Consider the following 13,961-nt stretch of genomic DNA (forward strand, 5'->3'; position numbering starts at 1 on the left):
TTTAGTATAAATAGACTTTTATAACTCATGGAAGAGTTAGGGGGTATGGCCATTGGCAGATATATTATCGCAACAAGAAATAGACGCCCTTTTATCGGCCATAAATAACGGCGATTTACAAGCAGCAGATGTAAAAATAGAACAAGAAAAAGTAAAAGTATATGATTTCAAACGTGCAATGCGATATTCCAAAGAACAGCTAAGGAGTATCACTAGAATTCATGAGAATTTTACAAGAATGCTAACGTCCAATCTTGCTACGCAACTGAGGACAAACGTTCAAATTGAAATCGATCTGGTAGAGCAAGTGACCTATCATGAGTTTATAGCTTCGCTTCCATCAAAAACAATTTTGAATATTTTTGAAGTGAAACCAATGGATGGAAAGATGGTCTTAGAGATTAATCCAAATGTGGCCTATGCTGTGCTCGAAAGATTATTAGGTGGACAAGGTGACCCTTCAGCGCGTGATGGTTCATTAACCGAAATTGAAATGGTACTCATGCAAAAGATATTAAGAAGAACATTTGATTTGTATCAAAATGCTTGGAATAATGTTGAAAGACTAAATATAAAGTGGGAAGCAATGGAATCGAATCCGCAATTCATCCAAATTGCTTCCTCTAACGATACGGTGATTGTAATTGCACTTCGTGTTACGATCGGGGAAACGACAGATCGGATGACGATTTGTCTTCCTCACTTAATCGTTGAACCAGTGTTACCAAAATTATCGAATCAACAATGGTTTTCTTACTCTATGAAAGCCAATACCCCACAACAAGATAAATTACAGCAAAACCTTGATCATGTTCGCGTACCTGTAATAGCTGAACTAGGAAGGGCAACCTTACCTGTTTCAGACCTGGTTAACTTGCAAATTGGCGATGTAATTGGAATTGAAAGTGATAAACTTCAACTTAAAGTTGGCCAAGTTACTAGATTTTTAGGGAATCCAGGTGTTCAAAAAGGTCATTACGCGGTTCAGATTGAACAAGTAATTAACACGGAAGGAGATGATCTATAAGATGAGTGGAGCAACATTATCACAAGAGGAAATCAATGCACTATTTAACCAGATGGAAAATAGTGGCCAAGATTTCTCATTATCAATCGACGATTTCCTTAGTTCGATGGAGAAAGATGCGTTAGGGGAAATTGGAAATATTTCATTAGGAAGCTCTACCACTGCTCTTTCCGCTTTGTTGAATCAGCGAGTCGAAATTACTACACCTACACTCTCTGTAATAGAGCAGGCTCGAATGGAAGAATTGATTCAGGAGAAGCATGTTGCCGTACATGTGGACTATACTGAAGGAATCCGTGGGAAAAATTTATTAATGATTAAAGAAAATGATGCCAAAATAATAGCTAACTTGATGATGGGTGGAGATGGAACAACTCTTGAACCAGAACTATCTGATATGAGTTTAAGTGCAGTCCAAGAAGCGATGAATCAAATGATGGGATCTGCTGCTACATCCATGTCGACGCTGTTCAGTCAAAAAGTTGATATCTCGCCGCCTACGATTGACGTACTTGGCTTTCCTCCAAAAAAGTTAGAAGCTCTTCAGGATGATATTATAATAAAAGTATCTTTCCGTTTAGCTGTAGGAAGCCTTATAGATTCACATATGGTTCAATTTATTCCTCTTTCATTTGGAAAAGAGATGATTGGAAAAATACTGCAATATGAAGCGCCTTCTGCTCCGGTAAAAGAGGACATAAAAAATGCTGCGGCAATACCTCCATCACCAACTGGAGCAAATTATTCGGCACCTGCTCCATCTATGGCGATGCCTGAGATTCCTGCTGTACAGGCAAATGCGAATGTTCAAAAGGTTGAATTCTCTACATTCCCTTCATTTGCAGAAAAGTCTCAAAGCGTACCTAGCAATATCGATTTATTATACGATATACCCTTAGAAATTACGGTTGAGTTAGGTCGAACAAGTTTACAAATTCGTAAAATTCTCGAATTAGGACCAGGAGCGGTCATCCAACTAGATAAATTAGCTGGGGAACCAGTAGATATCTTAGCCAATCAAAAGTTAATTGCAAAAGGTGAAGTAGTTGTGATTGAAGATAACTTTGGTGTACGTGTAACGGACATCATTAGCCCTATAGATCGTCTAACAAAAATGACTAACTAATATAACATAAAAGAACGGAGGAATTTCTATGTCAAGGGTACTAATTGTAGATGACGCCGCATTTATGCGAATGATGTTAAAGGATATTTTAACAAAGAATGGGCTTCAAGTGGTTGGTGAAGCGGTAAATGGATTTGACGCAGTTGAAAAATATAAAGAACTTCTGCCCGATGTAGTAACCATGGACATTACGATGCCGGAAAAGGACGGAATTACGGCCGTAAAGGAAATTAGAGCGATGTACCCGCAAGCGAAGATTATCATGTGCTCAGCTATGGGACAGCAGCCAATGGTATTAGAAGCAATTCAAGCTGGTGCTAAGGACTTTGTAGTAAAGCCATTTCAGCCAGACCGTGTAATGGAATCGATAAAAAAAGTGTTGGGATCATAGTTCCTGACGGGGAGTGAACTTTTTTGGCTGCACCAAAGTTAGGCAATTGCCCAAAATGTAGAAAGCTTTATTTGCGGATAAGAGACATTTGTGAAGACTGCTATCAAAAACAAGAAGATGATTATCTGAAGGTAGCCTCATACCTCCGTGAATATCCAGGAACTACGCTACAAGAGCTTAGTGAGGAAACCGAGGTAAGTGTTGCTAATATTCGCCATTTTATTATCATTGGAAGAATAATCACAGCTCATTTTCCTAACCTATCTTATCCATGTGAAACGTGTGGAAATATGATTAAGTCAGGGAAAACCTGTTCAACGTGCAGAAAAAAAATCGATCAGCTAACCAAAAATAACGAGAATTCAGACATTATTTCTGATGTAAAGTTGGCCGGGGGCTATATTACTAAATATTTAGACTGAGTAAATGCGAGACGTCTGTGCACTTTGTGTCAGATGTCTCGTTTTTTATTTGATTAGTTCTATCGAAAAGTCAAAAAAATATCAAAAACAATACGCTATATTTGGTAATTATTGTGATATCATTTGAAGGATAATTCGGTAGCTATGTTAAAAATATGAATTGAAAAGGGGAGGAAAAATGTTTAAGAAATTATCAATGAATGTGAAACAAGCTGGCAGTTATGTCATCATCGTTTTATTTTTAATACTGATAACCAATACATCCTACAATAACGTTCTGCATTTAAGAGATCAAACACTACAGATAGGACAAACAAATTTACCGTTGATTGTCACAACAGTGAACTTAAAAGAAGAGTTTACACTTCTTAATTCCTACACAGCAAAGCATGCTTTTGTACAAAACAATGTAGAAAAAGAAGAGTTGGAGAGCAAGATAAAGGCGGAAAGTACTACGATTAATACATATATTAAAGAATTAAACGCCATGAAACTATCAAGCAAAGAAGCTAAATTAGTAGAGGATTTTAGTAAAACATTTGATCAATACCTTGAAGTTTTGCCAATTTTTTTCGCTGAATCAAAGACAAATGAATTTAACAGGATAAATTCAGAAATCGAAAAACTAGAGCAGCTAGGCAGCCTGGCTGTGTCAAATCTAAATAAATTATATGTAAAAGCCCAAAATGATGCAGATGTAACCATACAGGAATCATTGAAGGATTCAAATTTTTTCAACTATGAAATATTATTCTTATCTGTAGCTGCATCCATTTTTAGTGTCTTAATTGCCTTCTTCATGACGAGATTGATTAATCGGTTGGTAAAACAGGTTGTAAAAAATGTAGAAATTTCCACGCATTCAGCTGATGAGATTAAGAGATCGATTGATTTATCTGCGGCCAGTGCAAATGAATTAGGAACATCTATGAATAAAGCGAACGAATCTATAAGTGAGCTGGTTACTTCCATTCAGCAGGTTGCCGGCAGTACAAATATAACCTCTTCTGGGGTGGATGAAGTTTCAGCAGCAGTAGAACAAATGAGTGCTACCATAAATCTAGTTGCCATGAGTGCAGATCAATTAAATGTTTCTGCAGAAGAAACTTCATCTGTGATACAAGAAATGATGGTTTCTATCGAACAGGTAGCAGAAAATGCCGGAAATGTTGGTGCAAATGTAGAAGAAATTTCTGCTGCTATTGAAGAAATGAGCAAATCTATTAAAGGCGTTAGTGAAAATGCAGTAAATTTAACACAGACAGCAGAACAAACGTCAGAAACTGTTGAAGAAATAGTTGCCTCTATTAAACAAGTGGCCGCAAGTACACAGACTGTAAAAAAATTAACAGACTCTGTAGAACAGGACGCGGAGGAAGGAACCATCTCCCTGAATGAAACCTTGAATGGATTGAAAGAAATATCCAAAGTTATTAATCAAGCAAGTGATGTAATGGCCAGACTCGGAAAAAGTTCTGAGGAAATCGGTACCATAATTGAAGTAATTGATGATATTGCGGATCAAACCAATTTACTTGCGTTAAATGCAGCGATTGAAGCCTCCAGAGCAGGCGATCATGGTAAAGGATTTGCGGTGGTAGCTGATGAAGTAAGAAAACTGGCAGAACGTTCAGCGCGTGCTACAAAAGAGATATCAATCTTGATTAAAGGAATTCAAAAAGAAACAAGTGTTGCACTAACTTCAATCAAAGAAGGAACTGAAAAAGTTCTAATTGGAAATCAACTAGCTGCTAAAACGAACCAAGCGTTAAAGAAGATTTTTGAGGGTATTGAACAAGTTACTGAAGAGATGGACCAAGCCTCAAAAGCTACAGCAGCACAAACAAAAAATAGTGTATATATTATGAAAGCTGTTGAGAATGTTACCAAGCAAGCTTCCGAAATGACCTATTCAACTAGAGAACAATCGATTACAGCCGAAGAAATCGTCAAAGGTATTATGAATACTAAAAATCAAGTCCAACAAATAAGCTTTGCGACAGCTGAACAGGCAAAAGGCAGCCAAGCCATCATTTCTGCAGTAGAAAATGTCACAGCTCAATCAAGTTCAGTGACAAATGCTACAAGAGAACAGTCATTAACTGCTGAAGAAATTGTTCGTAACATCATTTCTATGAAAGAAATGGTTCAACAAATTACGGTTTCCACAAATGAACAGGCGAAATATGGACATAAAATCAGTCTGGAGGTAAGAAATGTTTTAAAACAAACTGATTCCCTAAATGAGAGTATTGAAACCCAAACCCAAGAGGTTGAAGAAGTGGTGCATGCTATAAAAGATGTGAAAGTCCAGATTGATAAGTTAAAATAATTAAATTTACCTTCTGGAAAGTGTGGCAGGGTTTGGTCTCTTCCTACTGATCAGAAGGTTTTTTATCTTTGAACCAATTTTTTAGCAAAAAAACTAAAAAACTATCAAAATCCATAGAAGAATAGTCAAAATATATGCTACTATATGACTATTATAAATATTTTTTATTTGTTATTTGTAGAGGAGAGGAATAAATGGTAAAAGGGCTTTCAAAAATCATAAATAAATTTAAGAAAAAGGATTCTAATGCACAGCCTGACAATAAAGTAACAATAAATCACCAACAAAGTGAAGATGAGGGAGGCAAACGAAATAAACCAACCAGTCAGCAATTTTGGGCAGTGATAAACTCTGTTCCGTTGAAAGTAAAGTTGTGGGGCAGTTTTATTATCGTTCTTCTTTTCCTTGTTTCGATTTCGCTTGTATCATTCAAGAATATCAATCAATTAAATGAACAGATGCTCTACATAGGAAATACTCAGGTACAAAAAACTCAAATTATTGGTGATTTAAAGGAAGAGGTAAACAATATACGTCAAAATGCTGCAAAGCATGCTTATGAGCGGGGCTCTGGAAATAAAGTCATAATGGAGAATTTTATCAATAAAGATATTGAAAATATTAGAAAGAATATTAAGTCACTAACGAAACTTATTGATTCAGATAAAGATAAAAAACTTTTGAAAGACTTTAATAAAAACTTTGAAAAAATGGCTGAGTTTTTACCCTCTTTTTATGAAGGTTCAAGAACGAATGACTATAGCATATCAGATGTACAGATGAAGTTATTGGCACAAAACGGAGGAAGTACAATTCTTGCATTAGATCGCCTAGATGAAAATGTCAATAAAAGTACTAGCACGCTTGTAAAAGATTCAGAAGCAGATTCTACAGAATCGATGAATGAAATCATAATTGTATCGTTAATTGGTGTTGTTTTAAGTGTTATTATTTTATTTTTCTTAACTAGGTTAATTGCACGTTCTGTTTATCGGGTAGCAAAAAATGTAGACATCTCAAACGTGTCTGTTGAAGAAATAAAAAGTTCTATTGAACGTACTGCAGTAAGTGCCCAAGAATTAGATACTTCCATGAACAAGGCTAATGATTCGATCAATGCACTAGTTGCTTCAATCCAGCAAGTTGCCGCGGGTACAGATGTGACAACAGATAGTGTTGATGAAATATCTGCAGCGGTTGAGCAGATGAGTGCTTCCATCAATATAGTAGCAGGCAGTGCGGATTACTTAAATGCAACTGCGGAAGAAACATCTGCAGCGATTCAAGAAATGATGGCTTCGATTGAGCAAGTTGCGGGAAATGCGGGAGATGTAAGTGATAGTGTCGAACTTTTTGCAACTAGAATTGAAGAAATGAGCAAATCGATTTCGGGAGTAAGCGACAACGCAGTTAGCCTAACACAAACTGCTGAAGAAACGGCGGAGACCATTGAAGCGATGGTGGTTTCTATTAAGCAGGTCGCAGGCAGTGCACATAAAGTCAATGATTTGGCAATCTCTGTTAAGCAAGATGCCCTTGAAGGCGCATTATCCATAAATGAAACCTTAAATTTTATGACAGAAATCTCTCAGGTTATCCAACAAGGAAGCCAAATTATGGAGAATTTAGGTAAAAATTCTGAAGAAATCGGCATGATCGTGAAAGTAATTGATGATATCGCAGATCAAACGAATCTTTTAGCACTTAACGCAGCAATAGAAGCGGCACGTGCCGGCGAACATGGGAAAGGATTTGCAGTTGTAGCGGATGAGGTCCGAAAATTAGCTGAGCGCTCTGCTAAAGCTACGAAAGAAATTTCAAAAATTATTAAGGGCATTCAAAAAGAAACATCTATTGCCATAGCATCCACTAAAGAGGGATCTAAAAAGGTTGAACTTGGAAATCAATTGGCTGATAAAACAAACCTAGCCATTAAAAAGATTTCAGAGGGTATCTCACAGGTAACCGAAGAAATGAATCAAATTGCAAAAGCTACAGAGGAACAAACTAGAAACAGTGAATTTATTACCCAAGCGGTTGCAAACGTAACACAGCAAACAAATGTAATGACTCATTCGACCAAAGAACAATCGGTTACAGCAGACAGAATTGCAAAGGGAATATTACATGCAAAAGAACTTGTTAATCAAATTACCATCGCAACTGCGGAGCAGGCTAAAGGCAGCAGTGCAATTGTATCAGCAGTAGAAAGTGTAACAACTCAATCAAACTCCGTTACAAATGCTACAAAGGAGCAAGCATTAACTGCGGAAGAAATTGTACGTAACATCACTCACATGAAGGATATGGTCATGCAAATGGCTATGGCTACCAATGAACAAGCTAAGTATGGGAAAGATATTGCCATTGAAGTTGAGAATGTCCGCAAACAGACTGAAGAATTAAATGACAGTATCGAAACTCAATCAAAAGAAGTAAATGGGGTAGCTGGTTCTATTCATGATGTAAAAGTGCAAATAGAAAAATTAAAATAATGATTTGAATAGGAAAAGGCTTCGCTTGATCGCGAATCCTTTTTCTTTTACTTTTTGTTATGTGCTATCAAACTATATAATTTTCATATGAAAAAGTACCTAAAACTATCAAAATAAATCAAATAAACGGCTTTATAATATGGTAATATGAGGTATATGTACTATTTTTGTATGTACTAAAAGCGAGGGGAGTTTGAAATGGAATACAATGATTTTTTAGAGATGTTTATTGAAGAATCAAAAGATCATTTACAGAATATTAATGATGAGCTATTAAAATTAGAGGCTGATCCAGATAACACATCGATTGTGAATGAGATCTTTCGCTCTGCGCACACACTAAAAGGAATGGCAGCAACGATGGGGTTTGAAGACTTAGCATCTTTAACTCATGATATGGAAAATGTCCTAGACCTACTAAGGAATTCAAAATTAACGATTACTTCTGAAATAATGGATATCATATTTACTTGTGTTGATTTTATAGAAAAAATGGTTACTAACATCGAACAGGGTGGAAATGGAAAAGAAAATGTAACGGATATTGTATTCCAACTTAAGAAAATACAAGATCCATCACTTGCGATGAATCTTGAGAATCAAGCTATAAATGAGACGGCAGCCACAGCACAGTTAGTAATGGACGAATTTCAGCTTTCTGTCATTAATGAGGCAATTAAATTTGGTAACCATGCTTATCAAATCTCGGTTACGTTAGATGAACAATGTGTGATGAAAGCGGTCAGAGCTTACATGGTTTTCCAAGTATTAGAAGAACTTGGCGAAGTTCTGCAAACCAATCCACCCGTGGAGCAAATTGAAGAAGAAGGTTTTAATGATACATTTAGTATTTTACTTTTATCTCCTCAGGAAGCACAGGATATTCAAAAGCAATTGTTGAATGTGTCAGAAGTAAAACAAGTCCTTGTTGTTGAGCAAGGCAACCAACAAGGAAAAATAGATGAGGAAGTACTAGTTAAAGAGGTCGAAAAAGCGGATCCAACACCAAAACAAAATGGTAATGAAGAAAGTGATTCAAGTAAGAAAAAGCCGCGTTCAAAATCCATTCGTGTCGACATTGATAAGCTTGATCAGTTAATGAATTTATTTAGTGAGTTAATTATTGATCGTGGAAGACTTGAACAAATAGCCCAAAATACGCACCTTAATGAGTTGACAGAAACGGTAGAGCATATGACTCGTATATCTACGAATCTACAAGAATTGATATTAAATATGCGTATGGTTCCTGTAGAACAGGTATTTAACCGATTCCCGCGGATGATTCGCGATCTTGCCAAAGAATTGAATAAAAAAATAGAGTTAATTATAGAAGGAGCAGAAACCGAATTAGATCGAACGGTAATTGATGAAATCGGCGATCCTTTGGTCCACTTAATTCGAAATGCATTAGATCACGGTCTTGAAACAACAAAAGATAGAATTGAATGCGGGAAACCGGAAGAAGGCAAGGTTGTCCTAAAAGCGTATCACAGTGGGAACCATGTCTTTATTGAGGTGAAGGATGATGGAAAAGGAATAAATAGGGAAAAAGTATTAAGTAAAGGTATTGAGCGCGGAGTGGTAACACTGGAGGATAGTCAGAACCTAACTGACTCACAAGTGTATTCGCTGTTGTTTTCATCAGGATTTAGTACCGCGGATAAAATTTCTGATATATCTGGACGCGGGGTTGGTTTGGATGTTGTTAAAACAAAAATCGAGTCTTTGGGCGGAGCAATAAGTGTAGATTCAACACTCGGACAAGGGTCTATCTTTCAAATTCAATTGCCGTTGTCTCTATCTATCATCTATGCCATGTTAATAAAAGTGGCAAATGAAACATATGCCATTCCATTTAACTCGATTGTAGAAATTACCAATGTGGCTCGAGATGAAGTAGTAACTCTTCATGGACAAAAGGTTATCCAATTTAGAGAACAAGTAGTGCCGTTAATTTATTTACAAGAAGTGTTCCACGTTCCTTCTGCACCAAACGAAACAGAAGTACAAGAATTATTTATTGTTATTGTCCGTAAAGGAGACAAAACCGTTGGATTGGTGGTTGACTCAGTACTTGGACAACAAGAAGTGGTACTAAAATCTTTAGGGAGCTATTTAACCAATTTATATGCAATCTCGGGGGCTACGATATTAGGCAATGGCGAAGTGGCACTCATCATAGATTCCAATCAATTTATTAATTAGAAAGGATGGTCCTAGTGGAGAGTTTCAAAATCGTAGCCTTTAAATTGGGAGAAGAAGAATACGGATTGGATATCACAAATGTCCAATCCATTGAACGAATCCAGCAGATTACGAGAGTTCCCAATGCTCCTCATTATGTAAAAGGTGTTATCAATTTGCGGGGAACGGTTACACCTGTGATAGATTTACGAGCTAAGTTGGACTTTGATTGTACGGATTATACAAAAGATACGCGTGTCATCATTACAAAAAATGAGGAAATACAATTAGGTATTATTGTTGATCGAACAAGCGACGTATTAGACATAGCAAAAGAAAATATAGAAAATGCAACCTCGTTAAGCGGAAATACAGAATTCTTTGAAGGCATCGCCAAACTAAACGGACGCTTAATCATTTTATTAAACCTAGAAGAATTAATGAAAACAACAAACTATTAATCTTATGACTGTGTTAAAGGATACTATTGATTTATGAACCTGTTGATTGGAGCGGAAGGCGCTTGACTCCTGCGGGATGCACGAGCTGAGTGAGACCCCGCAGGTCGAAAGACCGAGGAGGCTCACGGTCGAGACCGCGGAAAGCATAGCGCCTGGAGCGCAGATCAACAGCCTTATTTAACACAGTCAATACTAAAAAAAGAGGGAATTGTATGAAGGCTGAGGATTGTAAATCACTTGTTTTTCGGGTAGGAAGCGAAGAATATAGTATTCATATCACACAGGTGGTATCGATTGAAAGAATGCAAGAAATTACTTCTTTCCCTAACCGTCCACCTCATGTAGTGGGCTTCACATCTGTGCGCCATATGGTGATTCCTGTAATCGACATGCGTGCAGCTTTAATAGGGAATAACAAAGGTGCTGATGAAACTTCACGCATTATTATCGTGATGGTAAAGGATCAAGAAATTGGTCTAATCGTAGATGCTGCAACAGATGTCATAGATATTTTACCTGAAAGTATTCAGCAGCCTGATTTAATGTTGCAAGCTAAAGAGACATCCTATTTAAAAGGAGTTTCTAAACTAGAAAGTCGTATCATCATTCTTTTAGATATTGAAAAGTTATTAGAGAACACAACAAATCTAGATGAATTAAAAAAAATTAAAGATTCTCTATAAGAGAAAGTAACAGTGGATGCTACTTATAAAAGGGGAAAATGAAATGTATAAAAAATGGAAAATGAACATACCGATGACTGTACAACAAAGAGGCAGTTATGTCCTTATCATCTTATTTTTCGCGTTTTTAGCTTATTTCGCATCAGATAGTATTAAAAAAATTGGTGAAGATGTAAATAATATGGGGAAAACACAAATTCCCAGAATTGAATTAATTGGAACAGTTAAAGAAGATTACACCCGCGTCCGCCTCTATTTAATGCAGCATGCATTCGAGCGTGAGGCAGTTGATAAAGATCAAATGGAAAAATTACTCAATGAAGAAATAGAAAAAATACGGGTTAGTATTAAAGAATTAGAGAAATCCAATAATTCTAAGAGTGATGACAAGTTATTGGAGGAGTTCAATCAAGACTTTGAAGAATTTGCTGCGATTACTTTTTTCTATATCAGTCAATCAAAAAGTAACAACTATGAGTTGGTAAAAAAGGAAATGGAAGTTTTAGGTCCTCTTGAAGAAAAGACACTTGCATCACTTGATAAACTTGCGGATGATATTAATCAAGAATCAGATACGATAATCGATCATTCAAACCAGAAAATTAATAGTTTTATCAAACGTATCATTCTTATTGCAGTTTTTGGGGGACTTATAAGTATCTTAATCTCAATTGTTATGCTTAGAATTATTAAGCGTTCAGTTAAGAATGTCCTCACAAATGTAGATAGAACAACGCATTCAGGTAATGAAATTGCCTTATCAATCAATCATGTGTTTGAAAGTGCAAATGAATTAGATACTTCCATGAATAAGGCCAATGCTTCGGTAAATGAATTGGTTGCTTCTATACAACAAGTGGCGACCAGTACGGATATTACAGCGTCTAGTGTGGATGAAGTATCTGCAGCTGTTGAACAAATGAGTGCCTCAATCAATATTGTGGCTGGAAGCGCTGATTATTTAAATGTTTCAGCTGAAGAGACATCTGCAGCGATCCAAGAAATGATGGCTTCTATTGATCAAGTTGCTGCAAACGCAGGTAACGTTGGGATAACGGTGGATGAAATAACTGAAGCCATTGAAGAAATGAGCTTATCCATAAAGGGAGTAAGTGAAAATACTGTAAGTCTGACTCAGACTACTGAGCAAACAGCAGATACGATAGAAGATATGGTCCGTTCTATTCAGCAAGTTGCCGCAACCACACATACTGTTAAAGAATTAACGGAAAATGTTCAGCAAGACGCAGTTGAAGGAACAATCTCTTTAAATGAAACCTTAAACGGTATGAAAGATATTTCTCTTGTGATTAACCAAGCAAGTCATGTAATGGAGAGTTTAGGTGAAAGTTCTGAAGAAATCGGAAGTATTATTGAGGTTATTGATGATATTGCAGAACAAACCAATCTATTAGCACTCAATGCCGCAATTGAAGCTGCACGTGCGGGTGAGCATGGAAGAGGGTTTGCTGTCGTTGCCGACGAAGTTCGGAAATTAGCAGAACGATCAACGAAAGCAACAAAGGAAATAGCCGATCTAATCAAAGGGATTCAAAATGAAACGGCAGCTGCTGTTTCCTCTATCAAAGCTGGAGAAGACAAAGTTAGAATTGGAAATCAGTTAGCAGAAAAAACAAACCTAGCGATTAAGAAAATTTCAGAAGGAATTGCACAGGTATCAGAGCAAATGGTACAAGCTAACCAAGCTACTTCTGAGCAAACTAAAAATAGTGAACTTATCTTACAAGCTGTTGAGAATGTAACCAGGAAGGCTGGAGAAATGGCACATTCTACACAACTACAATCAGCTAGTGCTGAAGAAATTGTAAAAGGAATCCTGAATACAAAAACTCAGGTTCACCAAATTACTCTCGCTACTGCTGAACAAGCAAAAGGCGGTCAGGCAATCGTTTCTGCTGTTGAAAATGTCACCACTCAATCGAGCTCTGTTACCAATGCCACCAAGGAGCAGGCGCTTACTGCAGAAGAAATTGTTCGCAATATAAATAATATGCGAGAAATGGTTCAACAAATGTCCATTGCTGCAAGTGAACAGGCTAAATACGGTGCAGTGATTGCCAAAGAGGTTGAAAATGTTCTGAAGCAAACAGAAGAATTAAATGGCAGCATAGAATCACAATCAAAGGAAATGGCTGAGGTTGCTGTTTCGATAGGGGAAGTAAAAACGCAAGTGTTGAAATTAAGATAAATAGTTTAGTTCAAAAACTCTCGTATCCAATTACGGGAGTTTTTTCATTTTGTAGGAAAGTATATTTTCATAACCCTAATGAAATTAATAGAAAAGTAAGGTATAATGACTAGGTATATTTTGATGAATTTTGATAGATTTTTTTGATGAGTTCCGGAGGATAATTATAATGAAAATACAAGAACCAGTAAGGATTAATTTAAATGATCCAAGGCTGAATGCGACTGACCGGACATCGAGTCAATCACCATCCTTTCAAAAAATAATGAGTACATATTCAAAAGATTTGACAAAAGATCACCTCCAACAGATTTTGGAGAATATTGATCAGCAAGGTCAAAAATTGAGTGAAAATCCAACTTTTCATGAACTTAGAAAATACAAAGATTTGGTTAAGCAGTTTATGGGTGAGGTAACTAAAAGCGGAGTTGCACTTTATCAAACAGAAACCTGGGACCCTTATGCAGGAAATAAAACATTAAAAACCGTGCAAACCATTGATTGGAAACTAATTGAATTAACGAATCAAGTGTTAAATCAACAAGATAAAGGCTTATCTATATTAGAGCGAATCGGAGAAATAAAAGGGCTATTAATTAATCTTTATACGTGAAAGATTGATTTGGGA

Annotated in this window: 11 protein-coding genes; all 11 read left to right on the top strand. The window is 36.6% G+C overall.

The genetic code is table 11. The features are described from left to right. The first annotated feature begins 52 nt into the window (after positions 1 to 52). The 11 genes from fliM (at position 53) to F4694_RS16930 (ending at position 13,946) form a co-directional block, all read left to right on the top strand. On the top strand, positions 53 to 1,027 hold the full coding sequence (gene fliM, locus F4694_RS16880; RefSeq protein WP_179600048.1) for a flagellar motor switch protein FliM: 975 nt from the start codon (positions 53 to 55) through the stop codon (positions 1,025 to 1,027). Between the two features lies 1 nt (position 1,028). Then, positions 1,029 to 2,153 carry a flagellar motor switch phosphatase FliY gene (gene fliY / locus F4694_RS16885; RefSeq protein WP_179600050.1) on the top strand — a complete coding sequence of 375 codons (1,125 nt, stop codon included), beginning with the start codon at positions 1,029 to 1,031 and terminating at the stop codon, positions 2,151 to 2,153. Between the two features lie 28 nt (positions 2,154 to 2,181). Next, complete coding sequence (locus F4694_RS16890) at positions 2,182 to 2,544, top strand: response regulator (protein WP_179600052.1); 363 nt, start codon at positions 2,182 to 2,184, stop codon at positions 2,542 to 2,544. 23 nt (positions 2,545 to 2,567) lie between these two features. Beyond that, positions 2,568 to 2,966 carry a flagellar protein gene (locus tag F4694_RS16895; protein WP_179600054.1) on the top strand — a complete coding sequence of 133 codons (399 nt, stop codon included), beginning with the start codon at positions 2,568 to 2,570 and terminating at the stop codon, positions 2,964 to 2,966. A 178-nt stretch (positions 2,967 to 3,144) separates the two neighbouring features. Beyond that, positions 3,145 to 5,298, top strand: a complete 2,154-nt coding sequence (locus tag F4694_RS16900) for a methyl-accepting chemotaxis protein (protein ID WP_179600056.1) — start codon at positions 3,145 to 3,147, stop codon at positions 5,296 to 5,298. 194 nt (positions 5,299 to 5,492) lie between these two features. Then, a complete protein-coding gene (locus tag F4694_RS16905) occupies positions 5,493 to 7,793 on the top strand; it encodes a methyl-accepting chemotaxis protein (protein ID WP_179600058.1) in 2,301 nt (766 codons plus the stop codon). 198 nt (positions 7,794 to 7,991) lie between these two features. Next, a complete protein-coding gene (locus tag F4694_RS16910) occupies positions 7,992 to 10,001 on the top strand; it encodes a chemotaxis protein CheA (RefSeq protein WP_179600060.1) in 2,010 nt (669 codons plus the stop codon). 14 nt (positions 10,002 to 10,015) lie between these two features. Then, positions 10,016 to 10,441 carry a chemotaxis protein CheW gene (locus F4694_RS16915; protein WP_374757431.1) on the top strand — a complete coding sequence of 142 codons (426 nt, stop codon included), beginning with the start codon at positions 10,016 to 10,018 and terminating at the stop codon, positions 10,439 to 10,441. 212 nt (positions 10,442 to 10,653) lie between these two features. After that, on the top strand, positions 10,654 to 11,124 hold the full coding sequence (locus F4694_RS16920; RefSeq protein WP_179600064.1) for a chemotaxis protein CheW: 471 nt from the start codon (positions 10,654 to 10,656) through the stop codon (positions 11,122 to 11,124). 43 nt (positions 11,125 to 11,167) lie between these two features. Continuing rightward, positions 11,168 to 13,333 carry a HAMP domain-containing methyl-accepting chemotaxis protein gene (locus tag F4694_RS16925; RefSeq protein WP_179600066.1) on the top strand — a complete coding sequence of 722 codons (2,166 nt, stop codon included), beginning with the start codon at positions 11,168 to 11,170 and terminating at the stop codon, positions 13,331 to 13,333. Between the two features lie 169 nt (positions 13,334 to 13,502). Continuing rightward, positions 13,503 to 13,946, top strand: coding sequence for a YaaR family protein (locus F4694_RS16930; RefSeq protein WP_179600067.1), 444 nt, complete (start codon positions 13,503 to 13,505; stop codon positions 13,944 to 13,946). Positions 13,947 to 13,961: the final 15 nt, after the last annotated feature.

It is taken from the genome of Neobacillus driksii (assembly GCF_013409995.1).
Classification (GTDB): domain Bacteria; phylum Bacillota; class Bacilli; order Bacillales; family Cytobacillaceae; genus Neobacillus; species Neobacillus driksii.